Annotated in this window: 17 protein-coding genes and 1 other annotated feature; all 17 genes read right to left on the minus strand. The window is 45.9% G+C overall.

The features are described 5' to 3' along the window. Positions 1-215: 215 nt before the first annotated feature. The 17 genes from rpoC to gltX all read right to left on the minus strand — a co-directional run bounded on the left by rpoC (position 216) and on the right by gltX (position 19,033). The gene (rpoC, locus tag ACUUJN_RS23570; protein WP_013312165.1) at positions 216-3,830 is read right to left on the minus strand and encodes a DNA-directed RNA polymerase subunit beta'; all 3,615 of its coding nucleotides are present in this window, start codon (positions 3,828-3,830) and stop codon (positions 216-218) included. Positions 3,831-3,970: 140 nt separating this feature from the next. Beyond that, on the minus strand, positions 3,971-7,516 hold the full coding sequence (rpoB, locus tag ACUUJN_RS23575) for a DNA-directed RNA polymerase subunit beta (RefSeq protein WP_053326185.1): 3,546 nt from the start codon (positions 7,514-7,516) through the stop codon (positions 3,971-3,973). 355 nt (positions 7,517-7,871) lie between these two features. Next, positions 7,872-8,474, minus strand: a complete 603-nt coding sequence (locus tag ACUUJN_RS23580; protein WP_484668983.1) for a class I SAM-dependent methyltransferase — start codon at positions 8,472-8,474, stop codon at positions 7,872-7,874. Positions 8,475-8,622: 148 nt separating this feature from the next. Continuing rightward, positions 8,623-8,988 (minus strand): 50S ribosomal protein L7/L12, encoded by a 366-nt coding sequence (rplL, locus tag ACUUJN_RS23585; protein ID WP_484668984.1) that lies wholly within the window; start codon positions 8,986-8,988, stop codon positions 8,623-8,625. Positions 8,989-9,056: 68 nt separating this feature from the next. After that, the gene (gene rplJ / locus ACUUJN_RS23590) at positions 9,057-9,560 is read right to left on the minus strand and encodes a 50S ribosomal protein L10 (RefSeq protein WP_013312168.1); all 504 of its coding nucleotides are present in this window, start codon (positions 9,558-9,560) and stop codon (positions 9,057-9,059) included. Positions 9,561-9,634: 74 nt separating this feature from the next. Then, positions 9,635-9,786: a sequence feature (ribosomal protein L10 leader region), on the minus strand. A gap of 68 nt (positions 9,787-9,854) precedes the next feature. Then, complete coding sequence (gene rplA, locus ACUUJN_RS23595) at positions 9,855-10,547, minus strand: 50S ribosomal protein L1 (protein WP_013312169.1); 693 nt, start codon at positions 10,545-10,547, stop codon at positions 9,855-9,857. Positions 10,548-10,634: 87 nt separating this feature from the next. Next, the gene (gene rplK / locus ACUUJN_RS23600; protein WP_007432595.1) at positions 10,635-11,060 is read right to left on the minus strand and encodes a 50S ribosomal protein L11; all 426 of its coding nucleotides are present in this window, start codon (positions 11,058-11,060) and stop codon (positions 10,635-10,637) included. 73 nt (positions 11,061-11,133) lie between these two features. Further along, positions 11,134-11,667, minus strand: coding sequence for a transcription termination/antitermination protein NusG (gene nusG, locus ACUUJN_RS23605; protein WP_007432596.1), 534 nt, complete (start codon positions 11,665-11,667; stop codon positions 11,134-11,136). A 22-nt stretch (positions 11,668-11,689) separates the two neighbouring features. Beyond that, the gene (gene secE, locus ACUUJN_RS23610) at positions 11,690-11,881 is read right to left on the minus strand and encodes a preprotein translocase subunit SecE (protein WP_013312170.1); all 192 of its coding nucleotides are present in this window, start codon (positions 11,879-11,881) and stop codon (positions 11,690-11,692) included. Positions 11,882-11,901: 20 nt separating this feature from the next. Beyond that, entirely contained in the window at positions 11,902-12,051 is a 150-nt protein-coding gene (gene rpmG, locus ACUUJN_RS23615) for a 50S ribosomal protein L33 (RefSeq protein ID WP_023990562.1), read from the minus strand. Between the two features lie 334 nt (positions 12,052-12,385). Then, a complete protein-coding gene (gene sigH, locus ACUUJN_RS23620; protein ID WP_016324748.1) occupies positions 12,386-13,030 on the minus strand; it encodes an RNA polymerase sporulation sigma factor SigH in 645 nt (214 codons plus the stop codon). A 162-nt stretch (positions 13,031-13,192) separates the two neighbouring features. After that, entirely contained in the window at positions 13,193-13,714 is a 522-nt protein-coding gene (locus tag ACUUJN_RS23625) for an NYN domain-containing protein (protein WP_023990563.1), read from the minus strand. A 4-nt stretch (positions 13,715-13,718) separates the two neighbouring features. Next, positions 13,719-14,465, minus strand: coding sequence for a 23S rRNA (guanosine(2251)-2'-O)-methyltransferase RlmB (rlmB, locus tag ACUUJN_RS23630; RefSeq protein ID WP_023990564.1), 747 nt, complete (start codon positions 14,463-14,465; stop codon positions 13,719-13,721). A 55-nt stretch (positions 14,466-14,520) separates the two neighbouring features. Further along, entirely contained in the window at positions 14,521-14,979 is a 459-nt protein-coding gene (locus ACUUJN_RS23635) for a Mini-ribonuclease 3 (protein ID WP_339201003.1), read from the minus strand. Beyond that, a complete protein-coding gene (gene cysS / locus ACUUJN_RS23640) occupies positions 14,976-16,379 on the minus strand; it encodes a cysteine--tRNA ligase (protein ID WP_025723808.1) in 1,404 nt (467 codons plus the stop codon). The genes ACUUJN_RS23635 and cysS overlap by 4 nt, the downstream gene beginning before the upstream one ends. A gap of 24 nt (positions 16,380-16,403) precedes the next feature. After that, a complete protein-coding gene (gene cysE, locus ACUUJN_RS23645; RefSeq protein ID WP_013312176.1) occupies positions 16,404-17,084 on the minus strand; it encodes a serine O-acetyltransferase in 681 nt (226 codons plus the stop codon). A 488-nt stretch (positions 17,085-17,572) separates the two neighbouring features. Then, positions 17,573-19,033 (minus strand): glutamate--tRNA ligase, encoded by a 1,461-nt coding sequence (gene gltX / locus ACUUJN_RS23650; RefSeq protein ID WP_013312178.1) that lies wholly within the window; start codon positions 19,031-19,033, stop codon positions 17,573-17,575. Between the last annotated feature and the right edge of the window lie 3 nt (positions 19,034-19,036).

Consider the following 19,036-nt stretch of genomic DNA (forward strand, 5'->3'; position numbering starts at 1 on the left):
TCTCATTCCTCCGAAAAGACCCAATAGCATATAGGCTGCTCACGCACCTTTGCTATATTAGCATTGACTATAAGTAATGTCAAGACAATTATAAACTATAATTCATTTAAACAGAATAGTACGATTCATTTTTGAAAAACACCGGAGCACCGTCTGCTATAGCTTTTATGCAAAGCTTATGTCTACGGTGTTCCGGCAATCATACTATTTTTATATTACTCGGCCGAAATTGGTTCGAGCTCCTCAGATGGAGACTGCCCCTCTTCCGGTTGGGCAAATTTCACGCTACGGTAACGGTTCATACCTGTTCCCGCAGGAATCAACTTACCAATAATTACGTTCTCTTTCAGCCCAAGCAACTGATCGACCTTGCCTTTAATAGCTGCATCAGTCAAGACACGAGTAGTTTCCTGGAAGGATGCTGCTGACAAGAAGGAGTCAGTTTCCAGAGAGGCCTTGGTAATACCGAGCAGTACCGGCTTAGCTACCGCTGGTTCTTGACCGCTGAGAATCGCTATCTTGTTTGCATTTTCATACTCATGGACATCAACAAAGGAGCCTGGAAGTAAGATCGTGTCGCCCGCATCAATGATACGGATTTTACGCAACATTTGACGAATCATAACTTCTACGTGCTTGTCGTTGATTTCCACGCCCTGGTTCCGGTATACGCGTTGAACTTCCTGAAGGATATAGTTCTGCACCCCGCGAATACCTTTAATACGCAGCATTTCTTTAGGATCAATCGAACCATCCGTCAGTTCGTCCCCAGCTTCAACAGTCATACCTTCGCTTACGCGCAGGCGGGAACCATACGTTACTGAATATGTTTTCGTTTCGGCTTCACCCTGAATGTCAATCTCACGGCGGTCTTTACCTTCACGAACTTCTTTAACTGTACCGTCAATTTCACTAATAGTTGCCTGACCTTTAGGATTACGTGCTTCAAAAAGCTCCTGGATACGAGGCAAACCTTGTGTAATATCGTCACCCGCTACGCCGCCTGTGTGGAACGTACGCATAGTAAGCTGTGTTCCTGGCTCACCAATGGATTGTGCAGCGATAATACCAACTGCTTCACCAATCTCAACGTGTTTACCAGTAGCCAGATTGCGACCGTAGCATTTCTTGCAGACGCCATGTTTAGCACGGCAACTTAGTACAGAACGAATCTGAACTTTGTGTACACCGGCTTTAACAATCGCTTCAGCTTTGTCGGAGTCAATCAGTTCGTTACGTCTAGCCAAAATCTCGCCAGTCTCAGGATGACGTACCGTTTCAAAGCAATAGCGACCTTCCAGACGGTCATAGAGATCCTCAATCACTTCTTTACCGTCCTGAATACGACTTACTGTGAAGCCTTTATCCGTTCCGCAGTCTTCTTCGCGCACGATAACATCCTGTGCCACATCTACGAGACGACGAGTCAGGTAACCGGAGTCAGCCGTACGGAGGGCTGTATCCGCCAAACCTTTACGCGCTCCGTGAGTGGAGATGAAGTACTCGAGTACTGTCAGACCTTCACGGAAATTTGATTTGATTGGGAGTTCGATAATACGTCCGGATGGATTGGCCATCAGACCACGCATACCACCGAGCTGAGTAATCTGTGACTTGTTACCCCGCGCTTTGGAGTCCACCATCATCATGATAGAGTTGTAGCGATCCATGGACTTCATCAATACTTCGGTAATATCATCTTTCGCTTTGGACCAAATGTCGATAATCCGGTCATAGCGTTCTTCATTCGTAATCAGACCACGACGATACTGATTCGTCACAACTTGCGCTTTGTCCTCAGATCCCTTAAGAATCTCTTGTTTTTCCACCGGCACGATTACGTCCGATACAGCAACGGTTACCCCTGCACGAGTGGAATACGTAAAGCCAAGCTGCTTGATTTTATCCAGAATTACAGCTGTTTCTGTTGTATGGTAAGTCTCAAAACAACGGGCAATGATATTACCAAGGTAATCCTTGCCTACTCCGTTAGCTTGCGGAGCGTTTTGAATGGCTTCTGTAAGATTTACACCCTTCTCGTAAACAAAGAACTCCTCCGCAGTACCATAAAGCAGGTTCGCACGGGTCGCATCATTGATGTACGGGAAGCTTGCCGGGAAAATTTCATTAAAGATAATTTTACCAACCGTTGTGATCAACATCGCTTCCTGTTGTTTTTCCGTAAAGCTCGTTTTATTCAAAGCTTTAACCGGAATAGCTACACGAGCATGAAGACCAGCTGTACCGCGTTGATAAGCCGATATAGCTTCATTCATGTTGCGAAGGATCATATTGCTTCCTTCTTCTTCTTTGTTATCCATAGTCAGATAGAAAGAACCAAGAACCATATCCTGGGAAGGTGTAACAACTGGCTTGCCGTCTTTCGGATTCAAAATGTTGCCGGATGCTAGCATAAGCAAACGAGCTTCAGCTTGAGCTTCCGCAGACAACGGAACGTGAACAGCCATTTGGTCACCGTCAAAGTCGGCATTATATGCAGTACATACGAGCGGATGCAGACGAATCGCACGACCCTCAACCAAAATCGGTTCGAACGCCTGGATACCGAGTCTATGCAACGTAGGGGCACGGTTCAGAAGAACTGGATGCTCCTTGATTACTTCTTCCAGCACATCCCATACTTCTGCACTCACACGTTCTACTTTACGCTTCGCGCTCTTGATATTGTGCGCCAAACCTTTGTTCACTAGTTCTTTCATAACAAAAGGTTTGAACAGTTCCAATGCCATTTCTTTCGGCAAACCGCATTGATACATTTTCAAGTACGGACCTACAACGATAACGGAACGACCAGAGTAGTCAACACGTTTTCCGAGCAAGTTCTGACGGAAACGTCCTTGTTTACCTTTCAGCATGTGGCTGAGGGATTTCAAAGGACGGTTACCTGGACCTGTAACAGGACGACCACGACGACCATTATCAATCAAGGCGTCAACAGCTTCCTGCAACATCCGTTTTTCATTTTGTACGATAATATCTGGCGCACCTAGATCTAACAGACGTTTCAGACGGTTATTACGGTTAATAACACGACGATACAAGTCGTTAAGGTCAGAAGTAGCGAAACGACCACCATCCAACTGTACCATTGGACGAAGCTCAGGAGGAATAACAGGAAGTACGTCCATGATCATCCAATCCGGTTGGTTGCCGGAGTTACGGAATGCCTCAATAACTTCAAGGCGTTTGATTGCACGGTTACGACGTTGTCCTTGAGCTGTACGCAGCTCTTCTTTCAAGAATTCCAACTCTTTGTCTATATCCAAATCTTGAAGAAGCTTTTTAACCGCTTCAGCACCCATACCTGCCTGGAATCCATAGCCATATTTCTCACGATAGCTACGGTATTCTTTCTCGGACAGGAGTTGCTTTTTCTCCAAAGGCGTATCTCCTGGATCGGTTACAACATAAGATGCGAAGTAAATGATCTCTTCCAGAGATCTTGGAGACATATCAAGAGCAAGACCCATACGACTTGGAATGCCTTTAAAGTACCAAATGTGCGATACAGGAGCAGCCAACTCAATATGGCCCATACGCTCACGGCGAACCTTAGCGCGAGTAACTTCTACTCCACAACGGTCACAGACAACACCTTTATAGCGTACACGTTTGTACTTACCGCAATGACATTCCCAGTCTTTCGTAGGTCCGAAAATTTTCTCGCAAAATAGTCCTTCTTTTTCCGGTTTAAGCGTACGATAGTTAATCGTCTCCGGTTTTTTGACTTCTCCGCGGGACCAAGAACGAATCTTTTCGGGGGAAGCAAGCCCGATTTTCATATATTCGAAATTGTTAACGTCCAACAAGGAGCAACCCTCCTTAACCAAATCCTGAGTTTTTAGGTTTGATACCGCCCAGCAGCACCGGGCGGTATCAAGAAACCTGATCCATTCTAGAATGGATCAAGGTATATAACAAAGCTGATATGAGTCAGTCAGCAGTCAAACTACTCTACGCCAACCTCAGAGCCTTCCAGATTCAAACTCAGCTTATCGCTGGTTGTGTCATCCTCATCATCAAGCTCTCTCATTTCGATCTCTTGTTCGTCTTCAGACAGAATCTTCACGTCCATACCCAAGCTTTGCAGCTCTTTGATCAAGACCTTAAATGATTCTGGAACACCCGGTTCAGGTACATTTTCACCTTTGACAATGGATTCGTAAGTTTTAACACGTCCAACCACATCATCGGATTTCACAGTCAAAATTTCCTGAAGCGTGTACGCTGCGCCGTAGGCTTCCAATGCCCATACTTCCATCTCCCCGAAGCGCTGTCCACCGAATTGAGCTTTACCACCCAATGGTTGTTGCGTAACGAGAGAGTAAGGACCTGTAGAACGAGCATGGATTTTATCATCGACCATGTGCGCCAGTTTGATCATGTGCATGACACCGACAGTAACTTCACGTTCAAAACGATCACCCGTACGTCCGTCATACAACACAGTCTTACCATTACGTTGCATGCCTGCCTCTTCCATTGTATCGAATACGTCATACTCCTTGGCACCATCGAATACTGGAGTTGCCACATGAATACCAAGACGCATTGCAGCCATACCCAGATGGACTTCAAGCACCTGTCCGATGTTCATCCGTGAAGGTACGCCCAGCGGGTTCAGAACGACCTGTACTGGTGTGCCATCCGGCAGGAACGGCATATCTTCTTCAGGCAAAATACGGGCAACGACACCCTTGTTACCGTGACGTCCAGCCATTTTATCGCCTTCGGAGATTTTACGTTTTTGAGCAATATATACACGAACCAACTGATTTACACCTGGTGGCAATTCATCACCATTTTCACGTGTAAACACCTTTACATCTACAACAATCCCGTCTGTTCCGTGAGGAACTCTCAAAGAAGTATCGCGAACCTCGCGTGCCTTCTCACCAAAGATTGCGTGTAAGAGACGTTCTTCAGCTGTCAATTCAGTCACACCTTTAGGTGTAACTTTACCAACGAGAATGTCACCTGCGCCGATTTCGGCACCAATACGAATGATTCCACGCTCATCCAAGTTGCGAAGCGCTTCTTCACCGACATTTGGAATGTCGCGAGTGATTTCTTCAGGTCCAAGCTTCGTGTCACGAGCCTCGGATTCGTATTCCTCAATATGGATCGAGGTGTATACATCTTCCTTAACCAGTTTCTCACTCAGCAGGATCGCATCCTCGTAGTTGTAACCTTCCCAAGTCATGAAGGCAACGACAACGTTACGTCCCAACGCCAACTCACCCATCTCTGTAGATGGACCATCCGCAAGAATATCGCCAACTTTGACAATATCTCCTCTGTTCACAATCGGACGTTGGTTGATGCAAGTTCCTTGGTTAGATCGCATAAATTTGTGTAATTTATACTTAACAATGTCGCCCTTCACTTCAGCGCCATCTACAGTTTCGATACGACGCAACCAAATTTCGTTGGCCGAAGAACGTTCGATAACTCCGTTGTATTTGGATACAACGCAAACACCAGAATCTTTCGCAGACTTGTGCTCCATTCCTGTTCCGACCAATGGAGACTTCGGAATCAGAAGTGGGACAGCCTGACGCTGCATGTTGGAACCCATCAATGCGCGGTTAGAGTCATCATTCTCCAGAAACGGAATCAATGCAGTCGCGACCGATACGACCTGTTTAGGCGATACGTCCATGTAATCGACACGGCTACTAGCCATCGGAATAATGTTATCAGACTGTTTGTTATAACGGACAATGACGACCTCATCCTTAAAGGTGTTTTCCTCCGTCAATTCCGCATTCGCCTGAGCTACGATGTAGTTATCTTCTTCATCAGCAGTCAGGTAATCAATCTGCTCTGTAACTTTTCCGGTTTTTGGATCTACCCAACGATAAGGAGCTTCGATAAATCCGTACTCGTTGATGCGTGCAAAAGTGGACAAAGAGTTGATCAAACCAATGTTTGGTCCCTCTGGTGTCTCGATAGGACACATGCGGCCATAGTGACTCGGATGGACGTCACGCACTTCCATGCCCGCGCGTTCGCGCGTCAAACCGCCGGGTCCGAGTGCGGACAGACGACGTTTGTGCGTTAATTCAGCAAGCGGGTTCGTCTGATCCATAAACTGAGACAGCTGCGAGCTACCAAAGAACTCTTTAATCGAAGCAATTACCGGACGTATGTTAATCAGCGCTTGTGGCGTAATTACATTAGCATCCTGAATCGACATTCTTTCACGCACCACGCGTTCCATACGGGACAAACCGATACGGAACTGGTTTTGGAGCAACTCACCTACAGAACGCAAACGACGGTTACCCAAATGGTCAATATCGTCCGTACTTCCGATTCCGTGAAGCAAGTTAATAAAATAACTGATGGAGGAAATAATATCGGCAGGCGTAATATTCTTAACCGATTTATCAATATTTCCGTTAGCAATCAGTTTTACTACTTTACCATCCTCAATTGGTGAGAATACATCGATCGTTTGAAGTGGAATATCATTGCTTTCTAGCACACCACTCGCAACATGATACGTACGATGTCCTACTGATTCCTCCAGTTGGGCCAAAATCTCGTCCAACAGGCGGCGATCTACCATTTGTCCGGCTTCAGCGATGATTTCACCAGTTGTTGTATCAATCAAAGTCTCAGCAAGTCGTTGATTGAACAGACGATTTTTGATGTGAAGCTTTTTATTGATTTTGTAACGGCCTACGTTGGCCAGATCATAACGTTTTGGATCAAAGAAGCGCGCAACCAGCAAGCTCTTTGCGTTATCCAGTGTAGGCGGCTCACCCGGACGGAGACGCTCATAAATTTCAATCAGCGCTTTCTCGGTGGAATCCGTGTTGTCTTTATCAAGTGTGTTGCGGATATATTCGTCATTGCCGAGCAAATCCAGAATCTCAGCATCAGTGCCAAAGCCCAGCGCACGCAGCAACACCGTAACCGGAATTTTACGGGTACGGTCAATCCGGACATAGATAATATCCTTCGCATCCATCTCCAGTTCGAGCCAAGCCCCCCGGTTAGGAATTACCGTTGCGGTGTATGTTGTTTTCGCATTCTTGTCGACTTTTGTGCTGAAATAGACGCTGGGAGAGCGAACCAACTGGCTGACAATAACCCGTTCCGCACCGTTAATAATAAACGTACCCGTTTCAGTCATCAGCGGGAAGTCTCCCATGAATACTTCCTGCTCTTTCACTTCCCCGGTTTCTTTATTAATAAGCCGGACTTTTACCCGAAGCGGTGCTGCATACGTAACGTCGCGTTCCTTTGCGTCGTCAACGGTATATTTGGGTTCTCCGAGAGAATAGTCGATAAACTCCAGAATCAGGTTTCCAGTGAAATCCTGAATTGGCGAAATATCCCGAAACATTTCCCGTAATCCTTCCTCCAAAAACCAATCATAGGATTTTTGTTGGATCTCAATCAGGTTCGGAACCTCGAGTACCTCATTAATACGTGCATAACTGCGCCGAGTGCGTCGACCATATTGAACAAGATGTCCTGCCAACTTAAACTCACCCCTCATGTCTACTCACTTTAAAAATACATTGCGAACCTCTGTTTGTGACCTTATAATAAGACACATACAGAAGATTCAATCTTACAAATACAGAAAAGCCCTTACTCGAATGCATTCGAAAAAAGAGCAACGTATCTGCAGAATCCTCTTACCGGAAGATCTTCATCACTTGTAGATTTGCCCAAAATGGTTGTATTATACGTAATAGAGATAAATACTATACCTACTACGCATAAATCTATTGACATTTCAACAAACTAAAGCCATGGAGGGCATCCTAATACTGACATTTTATAATAATATCACAGACCAGGATTCAAGTCAATGGTCCTATTGCATTTTCTCAAAAACTTTTTTCAGCCTTCAAAATTCGATAACCTTTATCCTTTGTAACTTCCTCTACATAACCGAAAAGGGTCTCTATCTTAGCACTCGCCGAAGGGGCCCCCTGCTTTTTCTGAATGACTACCCACAAAGCTCCACCCTCTTTTAAATGTTCATAAGCAAGCTCAAAAATGGTATGCACTGTTTCTTTTCCTGCACGTATAGGAGGATTCGTCAAGATCACGTCAAAACGTTCATTCTTCACTTCCGCAAACAAATCGCTTTGCTTAATGGTGACATTCTTAACCCCATTACGTTCCGCATTCTCTATCGCTAGTTGAACGGCTCGCTCATTAATATCAACCATTGTGACGTGTCCCTCGGGGACAAGCGCGGCTGCCGCCAAACCGATCGGCCCATAACCGCATCCTACATCCAATACCGAAGCTTGTGCAGGAAGCTGCATCGCTTCAATCAGCACACGACTCCCGTAATCAATTCCCTGCTTCGAAAAAACGCCTGAATCGCTGGCAAAACGGTATGGCCGCCCCCGAAGCACTGTTTCCAGGCTCCGTCGTTCATGCGCCGTCTCTGGCCGCTTGGAGTAATAATGATCAGCCATTCATGCCCACCTCTTTCGGTTGTACTACCATCATAGCCTTTACAATAACCTTTCAGACATGCTGGTACTACCGTTTTACAGCAACAAACCCCTTGAAGATCACCTCAAGGGGTTTGTTTTAGTTCATTGTCTGCTAGAAAGCAGTCAATTATTTTACTTCTACAGAAGCGCCTGCTTCTTCCAATTTTGCTTTAATGGATTCAGCTTCTTCTTTAGCGATTTTTTCTTTCAGTGGTTTTGGAGCGTTGTCAACCAGTTCTTTTGCTTCTTTCAGGCCAAGACCTGTGATTTCGCGAACTGCTTTGATAACGTTGATTTTGGAAGCGCCAGCGCTTGTCAAGATTACGTCGAACTCGGATTGCTCAGCTTCTGCTGCGCCACCTGCTACGCCACCTGCTACAGCTACTGGAGCTGCTGCAGTTACGCCGAATTCTTCTTCGATTGCTTTCACGAGATCGTTCAGTTCCAATACGGACATACCTTTAATTGCTTCCAAGATTTGCTCTTTACTCATGGTTGAACCTCCATTTAAATTCGTATTTTTTTGTTTTCAACTGCTATACAGCAGGTTTAATCCCTAACTTATGCGCTTTGCTCTTCTTTTTCTGCAACAGCTTTAACTGCAAGCGCGAAGTTGCGCACAGGAGCTTGAAGCACGCTGAGGAGCATGGAAAGGAGACCTTCGCGGGATGGCAGTTCTGCCAGTGCTTTGATTTCCTCAACACCGATAACGCGACCTTCTACAACTGCACCTTTCAGTTCCAGTGCATTGTTCTTCTTAGCGAAATCGTTCAAGATTTTAGCTGCAGACACTGCATCATCTTTGCCGAACGCGATTGCAGTAGGACCTGTCAATACTGCGTCCAGTTCAGTCAATTCTGCTGCCGCAGTTGCACGGCGGAGCAGTGTGTTTTTCAGCACTTGAAATTCGATTCCGGCTTCGCGAAGCTGCTTACGCAGCTCAGTTACTTGGGCAACATTCAGACCGCGATAGTCTGCAACCACAGTTGTTACGCTCTCGCGCAATTTTGCAGCTACAACTTCAACAGCTTCTTGTTTTGCTTGAATCACCTTTGCATTTGCCAAACTGTACACCTCCTGATCAATTTATCCGCTTTGTTCGAAGCACCCGATCTGGTGATCTTACAAAGCTTGCTTTCATAAGCATGAAAAAAGCCTCCGTAGAGTACGAAGGCTTGATAAATCTACATGGACGGGACAAGCCCGTCACATGAAACGTTCTATCATAACACCTCGGTAGGAAATTAAGCCCGAAGGCACCTACTGTCTACGGTAAGCATATTCAACTTTAATGGTCAGTCACAAGGACTCACAACTTTTATAGAATAACAAATTTGATTGAGTGTGTCAATCAAAATATTATCTGTAAACAGATGCGTTCACACGTGCACTTGGTCCCATAGTCGAAGAAATAGCGATGTTTTTCAGGTATACACCTTTAGCAGCCGCTGGCTTCGCACGGTTCAAGGCTTCAACCAAGGCTTTAAGGTTCTCGTTCAGCTGTTCAGCACTGAAGGAAGCTTTGCCGATTGGCGCATGAATTTGACCGGCTTTGTCGAGACGGTATTCGATTTTACCCGCTTTAATTTCTTGAACAGCCTTGGCAACGTCGAAAGTAACTGTGCCTGCTTTAGGGTTAGGCATCAAACCTTTACCACCGAGCAAACGACCCAGTTTACCAACCTCACTCATCATATCAGGTGTCGCAACGCAGACGTCGAATTCGAACCAGCCTTGTTGGATTTTGTTGATCATATCTTGATCACCAACAAAATCAGCGCCAGCCGCTTCCGCTTCTTTCACTTTGTCACCTTTTGCAAATACCAGAACACGTTGTGTTTTACCCGTACCATGCGGCAGGACAACAACACCACGAACAGCCTGGTCTTGTTTACGGGAATCTACGCCCAGACGAACTGCTGCTTCAACGGTTTCGTCGAATTTAGCAGTCGCAGCCTTTTTCACCAGTTCAACGGCTTCTAAAGGCTCGTAAGTTGCTTCGCTGTCAATCAGCTTAGCAGCTTCCAGGTACTTCTTACCATGTTTAGCCATAATGTTTTCCTCCTTATGTGGTATTAGCGGATATTCCTCCCACACTTGCCGGACAGTCAAACTGCCGGCACACGTAGATTAATAAAATTAATCTACGATGGTGATACCCATGCTGCGAGCAGTACCTTCAACCATACGCATTGCCGATTCTACGGAAGCTGCGTTAAGGTCAGGCATTTTTTGCTCTGCAATTTGACGAACAGCAGCGCGATTTACAGTTGCAACTTTCGTTTTATTCGGTTCACCGGAACCTTTTTCGATTTTAGCAGCAACTTTCAACAGAACAGCAGCCGGTGGAGTTTTCGTGATGAACGTAAAAGAACGATCCTCAAATACCGAAATTTCAACCGGAATAATCAGGCCTGCTTGATCAGCAGTACGAGCATTGAACTCTTTACAGAATGCCATGATGTTGACACCTGCTTGACCCAAAGCTGGACCTACTGGAGGCGCTGGATTAGCTTTCCCTGCAGGAATCTGCAGTTTTACCATTTTAATTACCTTTTTTGCCATGGATGACACCTCCTTGACTCAATAGTGGTAGACGGACCTATCGATCCTCCCACAAGAAACCTGTAAGAAAAATCTATATTTTCTCCACTTGAGTATAATCCAACTCAAGCGGGGTTTCCCGTCCAAACATGTTGACGTGAACCTTAAGCTTGCTCTTCTCAACCAAAATTTCTTCCACGGAGCCCACAAAATTCGCAAAAGGACCAACTTTAATTCGCACGGATTCCTTAACATCGAATTCAATCTTCGGTTTCGGCTCTACCATGCCCATATGCTTCAGAATCTGTTCAACTTCTTCTGGAAGCAATGGCGTCGGTTTGGAACCCGAGCCTGTCGACCCTACAAATCCCGTAACACCTGGTGTGTTGCGTACAACATACCATGAGTCGTCGGTTTGGACCATTTCGACTAAGACATAACCAGGGTAGACTTTACGCATAACGGTTTTTTTCTTACCGTCCTTGGTTACCAGTTCTTCTTCCATAGGAACAAGAACACGGAATATCTTGTCTTCCATGCCCATGGACTCAACGCGTTTTTCCAAATTGGCTTTGACTTTGTTCTCATACCCTGAATAGGTATGAACGACGTACCATCTTTTTTCCATATCAAGCCACCTGGAACCCTTCCTAGATAATCGCTTCGATCACAGCGGAAATGCCGATATCGAGAACCCAAAAATAAATCGTGACGAACGCAATTGTCCCTATGACAATCAGCGTATAGTTGGTCAGTTCTTTACGATTGGGCCAGCGAACCTTCTTGAGTTCAGCCCAGCTTTCAGAGAAAAAGGAAAACAGAGACTTGAAACTGCGTTTCACGCCGACTACACCTCCAAAAACTATCTGGTTTCCCGATGAGAAGTCTGTTCGTTACAGGACTTACAGAATTTCTTCATCTCCATGCGGTCGGGGTGATTACGCTTGTTTTTCGTCGTTGTGTAATTTCTTTGTTTGCATGTTGTACAAGCCAAAGTAATAATTACCCGCATGATGTGCACCTCCCGAAGACATCCAACACCGGAAGTCTCATAATTGATCCTAAAAAAAACCGCGAATTTAGGCCTACCTAAAACACTTTATCACACGGGGTTTTCCATGTCAACGAATGTTTGCATACAATTCGCAGTCCCGGCTGTGGTGCATTTTAACATCTGTGCATCCTTTAAAACTGTTCTCTGAAAAGCTGCTTCAAAAATCAAGGCGATATCTATTATTCATCTTTTTTAGTATAAATCATTTGTAACACTTATAAACCTGCATAATCTACCTATAACGAATAAAAAAAGACTCGGACTCGAGCCTTTTCCCTGTCAGCCTCTACTTTCAACTATCTCTTACTTCCAGATACTTTTCAAGTTTACGCTTGACCCGTTGCAGCGCGTTATCAATGGATTTCACATGGCGGTCAAGATCCTCTGCAATCTCCTGATACGAACGTCCGTCTAGATACAACATAAGTACCTTGCGTTCCAGCTCGCTCAGAATCTCGGACATCTTGTCCTCAAGGCCCACAAACTCTTCCTGATTGATTATCAGCTCTTCAGGGTCACTTACTTGTGTTCCGCAAATCACATCGAGCAACGTCCGGTCTGACTCTTCATCATAGATGGGCTTGTCCAGAGATACGTAAGAGTTCAGAGGAATGTGCTTTTGTCGTGTAGCCGTCTTAATTGCCGTAATAATCTGTCGTGTAATGCACAACTCGGCGAAAGCCTTGAACGAAGCAAGCTTGTCTCCCTTAAAATCACGAATGGATTTGTAGAGACCAATCATGCCCTCCTGAATAATATCCTCGCGATCAGCACCAATCAGGAAGTAGGATCTGGCCTTGGCCCGCACAAAGTTTCGGTATTTGTTAATCAGAAACTCCAGCGCTTCCCCATCACCTTCATGGACTGCTCCGACAATGTCTTCATCATTTTTGTAATCAAACTTTGACAACATGATATCCTTGAGGTCCACACTCACTAACAATCCCTCCGGCTGCAACGCAAGGTACCCGTTACTCTCTCAAATATACGACAAGTATACGCGATGTAACCTGATACCGTCAACCACAACAACCTAAAAAAGAAGAGCGCTAACAAAATTGTCAATGGTTTCAAAATGGAGAAGGGTCCAATTATTGGTTTATTCTCTTCTCCATCGTTCAAACAACTTTCGAAGCTCCGGACTCAGTTTGGCATCTAGCGAGTTACGGGACAATTTGGCACTATCCTGCTGGATTCGCTTCTGCACTTCCCTTTCGGATTCCTCAATCTCGATCAGTAATTCCCGCGCCGACACCCTGAGTGCACCTTGTCCAAATGCGACATGTTGCTCTACCTGATCGCTTGTGGCTACGTAAATACTTCTTCTTTTACTGCTCAGCTCTCGAACCAATCGCTCGATGCACTCATCAGCAGTTTCTTTTTCTCTGGTAAAATAAATCTGGACTTTGCTCTGGGCAAAAGTTTTACCTAATCCTGGCACCCTGTAAGCATCAAATACGACGATGACTCTTCTGCCGGAATACGCCTGATGATCCGCCAGCCGTTCAAGAAGTCTGTCCCTCGCTTCCTGCATACCAGATTGTACCAGTGCGGAAAGTTCGGGCCAGGCTCCAATCATATTGTAACCGTCCACAAGCAGAACATCCCGCATGTCAGCCATATCGTTAGCCCCGTGCCTGTCGTCCGCGCAATACTTCGTACATGACAACACCTGCAGCTACAGAAGCATTAAGGGAATTAATTTGCCCCGCCATTGGCAGCTTGACGAGTACATCGCATTTCTCACGGATCAAACGGCCCATCCCTTTATTTTCGTTACCAATGACAATGGCTACCGGTCCCGTGAATACTCCATTCCCAAAGACAGGGTCTTTCGCTGTAACATCCGTACCAACTACCCATACACCCTCTTCTTTAAGACGGTCAATGGTTTGTCCCAGATTGTTTACACGCGCCACCGGGACGTACTCCACAGCACCTGCCGATGTTTTGGACACCGTTACAGTTACAGCTGCAGAACGCCTTTTCGGCACAATAACACCATGCGCTCCAGTACAGTCCGCTGTACGAAGGATGGAGCCCAAATTATGAGGGTCTTCAATCTCATCCAGCAAAATTAAAAACGGCTCTTCTCCCTTATCACGAGCAGTGGCGAGCAATTCTTCCACTTCAACATAGGCAAAAGGCGCAGCTTGCGCGACCACTCCCTGATGCTGAATGCCCGGAACCATTTGATCCAGCTTACGCTTGTCCACCTGCAAAACAATGATTCCTGCTTTTTTCGCCTCAGCTGTAATCGGCAGCGTCAAATGTTTTTGTGCATTATCCGCAATCCATATTTTATTTATCGTTCTGCCTGAACGCAATGCCTCCGTTACCGAATGCTTACCGGCAATCCATTCTTCTTCCATCTCTAGCTTCCTCCCGGGAAACGGACGATGCTTGTTCCATCCAGTCCGTTCCCATTTATGATTTTTCTGTATTTTCCATTTGTGCAATTCCGAACGTAATCAACTCTCTTAATCTGTCCAAATGTCCATCACAATAAAGAGATCCAACCAACCCTTCCAGTGCAGTGGCATGCCGATACTCAAGCACATCAGCATTTTTGGGCAAACTTCCTGATTTAGCATTTCTTCCTTGTCGGACAATATCGCGTTCTTCTTCCGTTAGTACCTTTTCCAATAGCCCCAACATGCGACTCTGCGCCTTGGCGGAGACTAGCCCTGTGGCTCGCCGATGCAGATAGTTTGGACGCAGGTTAGGCTGAGCCAACAAATATTGCCGGACAGCTACCTCGTACACTGCATCACCAATGTAAGCTAGTGCAATGGGGGGCATCAAACGGGCTGGCTTGGATGCAGGGTACGGGAACCAGTTCCCCGTACCTTCCGATGCTTCTGAGTTCATTGGCTTATCACTCATTTTCGCCGCCACCGCATACCCTGCGCCGTATCTTCAAGCACAATGCCTTTTGCAGCCAACAGATCGCGAATTTCGTCAGCTCTACCCCAGTTTTTGGTCTTACGAGCTTCGACACGTTCTGCAATTAACTGCTCGATTTCGTCATCCAGCAACTCTTCACTCGGTTCCGAATAAATGCGAAGTACGCTATTCATCGAATGAAAGGTATGCAATACAGCTTGTAGTTCCGCCTGATGTACGACATCTCGCTGCAACAAATGGTTTGCTTCGCTAACCCAATCAAATACAGCAGTAATCGCATCAGGTGTATTGAAATCATCATTCATTTTTTCGCCAAACTGCTGCAAAATTCCATCGAGCTTCGTTTGCAGTTCCGTCGATACTCCCCCATTACCTTCCAGCGCATTAGCTAAACGATGCTTCACATTGGCAACTGCATTGGCGATCCGCTCGACACTGTTCTCCGCCTGACTCATAGTCTCTTGGTTATAGTTCAACGGATTCCGGTAATGTGTCGACAACATAAAATAACGTAAAGCCTCCGGCTTGTGGTGAGCGCGCAAATCTTTAACCAAAATACCATTACCGAGTGATTTCGACATTTTTTCATTATCAATGCGAATATATCCGTTATGCATCCAGTAGCGAGATAAAGGCTTACCCGTAATCACTTCAGATTGTGCGCATTCACATTCATGATGCGGAAATTGCAGATCCTGTCCGCCCCCATGAATATCCAGTGTATCCCCTAAATAGTGGCGAGCCATAGCAGAGCATTCGATATGCCAGCCTGGTCGTCCATCTCCCCAAGGGCTCGACCAATGAATTTCACCCGGCTTCGCTGCCTTCCAGAGTACAAAATCCTCGGCATTTTCCTTGCGTTCATCCACATTGATGCGAATTCCGAACTGAAGCTCTTCCAGATTTTGACCTGATAGTTGTCCGTAATCTTTGAACTTTTTGGTCCGATAGAATACATCGCCATCATTTTCATAAGCATAGCCTTTGTCTACCAATTCCTTAATAAAATCAATAATCAGGTCCATACTCTCTGTTACACGAGGGTTCATGCTGGCAGCAGGAACATTCAATCCTGCCAGATCCTCATGGTAGGCAGCAATAAATTTCTCAGCAACTGCCGAAACATCCATATCAAGTTCCCGAGCTTTGCGGATTAGTTTATCATCGACATCCGTAAAATTCACCACATAGTTTACATCATAGCCCAAGTACTCCAGGTAGCTCCGCACCACGTCAAATACAATTACAGGTCGTGCATTGCCAATATGAATGTAATCATACACGGTAGGTCCGCATACATACATTTTAACCTTTCCAGGCTCCAGTGGCACAAAAGGCTCCCGACTCCTCGTCATTGTATTATAAATTTGAAGCGGCATTGTTATGTTCCTCCCTCATGAAAATCATTTTTCTAATTTATTCTCTTGGGTCACCTGATGTTTCTGAGCGGATGGCCCATCCTTCAAATCAGATATTTCTGCACGCAAACGTTCAATTTCCCGTTGAAGTTCTCTCATAGAGTCCACAACCGGATCAGGCAATTGATGACTAAGTCGGTCTGGCCGCCTACCATCCTGTCTGACAACTCGCCCCGGGATGCCCACCACCGTACTGTTTGGTGGGACTTCTTTGAGCACAACCGAGTTGGAGCCAATGTTGGACTGTGCCCCAATCGTAAAAGAGCCCAATATCTTCGCACCAGAGCCGATAACAACATTATTCCCAATGGTCGGATGGCGCTTCCCTTTCTCTTTCCCAGTCCCGCCGAGTGTGACCCCCTGATACAATACGACATCGTCGCCAATCTCACAGGTTTCACCGATGACAACTCCCATGCCATGGTCAATGAACAGCCGATCTCCGATACGAGCGCCAGGATGAATTTCAATGCCTGTCATAAACCTCGATACCTGGGATATAACACGGGCTAGAGTACACCAGTTTCGCAAATAAAACCAATGTGCGATTCGGTGTGCCCAAAGGGCATGAACGCCGGAATACGTAAAAATGACCTCAAGCTTACTCCGGGCGGCCGGATCATTATCCAAAACAGTCTGAATGTCGGATTTGAAATGTCTGAACATGTCGCCCTCCTATTCCCTTCATATCCTTGCCGCATCATCACAACACTTCACGTTCCGCCAATTTTCGCATCCACCAGCACTCTTCGACATTTTTCTATCTATAATGAGTCTGAGTCTGATAAAAAAGAAAAAGCGCCTCCGCAGCCTAAGCTGCAGAGACGCATGAACGTGGTCCCACTCTGCTTCGAACATACCTGCTGCATAAAAAAGCAGAGCAGTTCGTCTTTAGCGTCCTGTAACGGGAACGATTCGGCACGCCCTTGTCACATCAGCATTTGACGCTAATGAGAGTTCGGGCGCACGGCTCCCAGGCGCATTTCCTCCGCAGGTCATCTGGACGGCTCTCAGCCTGGGGTTTCCCCTCGACCGTCCTCTCTGGCAGATGCCCTTATGCAGTGTACTTCTCCTGTTCGCAGCCTTTACACGTAAATATCAATCCGTATCAATGGAGTCATTATAGCGAAAAGACAACAAATTGACAAGAAACATCAGCCTTTAATTTGTGCCTTAAGACGATCCAGTACCTTGTCACGTCCGAGCAAAAAGATAGTTTCATTCAGATCCCGTCCATGAGTTTGGCCTGTAAGAGCCACACGAATCGGCATGAATAGTTGTTTTCCCTTAAAACCGGTTTCCTTTTGAACTTCCTTGATCAGCTTAGCCATTTGTGGAGCTGTAAATTCCTCGCTCGTTTCAACTTTACCTGCAAAAGCTCTAAGTACCTCCGGAACCTGCTCTTCGGCCAATACAGCTGCTGCTTCAGCATCCAGTTCCAGATGTGAACGGAAAAACAACTCAGACAACGCTACAATATCCGATGCAGAAGTCATCTGTTCCTGGTATAAGCGAACCAGGGCCTTAGCCCAATCCAGTTGTTCCGCAGACAGTTCAGTCGGCAACAGCCCCGCTGCCTGGAGATGTGGAATCGCCATGCTGGCAATTCGCTCAGGATCAGCCTTTTTAATATAGTGATTGTTCAGGTAAGCAAGCTTATTTGTATCAAACACAGCCGGACTTTTGGACAAACGATTAGGATCGAAAATCGAAATCAGTTGTTCCCGATCATAGATCTCTTCTTCGCCTTCCGGGGACCAGCCCAGCAGTGCAATAAAGTTGAATATAGCTTCTGGCAGATAGCCCAACTTGTCATACTGCTCCATGAACTGAATAATGGATTCGTTACGCTTACTGAGCTTTTTGTGATCCTCGCCTACAATCAGCGTCATATGACCGAAGCGTGGCGGCTCCCAGCCAAGAGCTTCAAAGATCATCAACTGCCGCGGTGTATTGGAAACATGGTCTTCGCCCCGTAGTACATGCGATATTTTCATCAAATAATCGTCAACTGCTACTGCGAAGTTATATGTCGGAATACCATCCTTTTTGACGATAACAAAATCGCCGCTTTCCTTGGAATTGAATGTAATTTGACCTTTTACGATATCGTCAAACGTATATTCACGATCTTCCGGTACGCGAAAACGAATACTTGGTACACGGCCCTCTGCTTCAAATGCCTGGCACTGTTCTTCTGTTAGATCACGATGTTTTCCAGAATATCGTGGTGTCTCCCCACGTGCCGTCTGCTCTTCACGCTCGCGCTCCAGCTCTTCTTCAGTGCAGTAACAACGGTAAGCCAAACCACGGTCCAGCAAATCCTGCCAGTACGTTTTATATATGTCCAAGCGTTCAGTCTGACGATAAGGTCCAAACTCGCCTCCCACGTCTACGCTCTCATCCCAGTCCATACCCAACCATTTCAAATATTTAAGTTGGCTTTCTTCTCCGCCCTCAATATTGCGCTTCACATCTGTGTCTTCGATACGAATAATAAATTTCCCACCTTGATTGCGGGCAAACAAATAATTAAATAATGCCGTTCTGGCATTTCCAATGTGCAGATGCCCTGTAGGGCTTGGTGCATAACGTACACGAACTTCCGTGCTCATATA

The sequence above is a fragment of the Paenibacillus sp. LRG-1 genome, assembly GCF_057220305.1.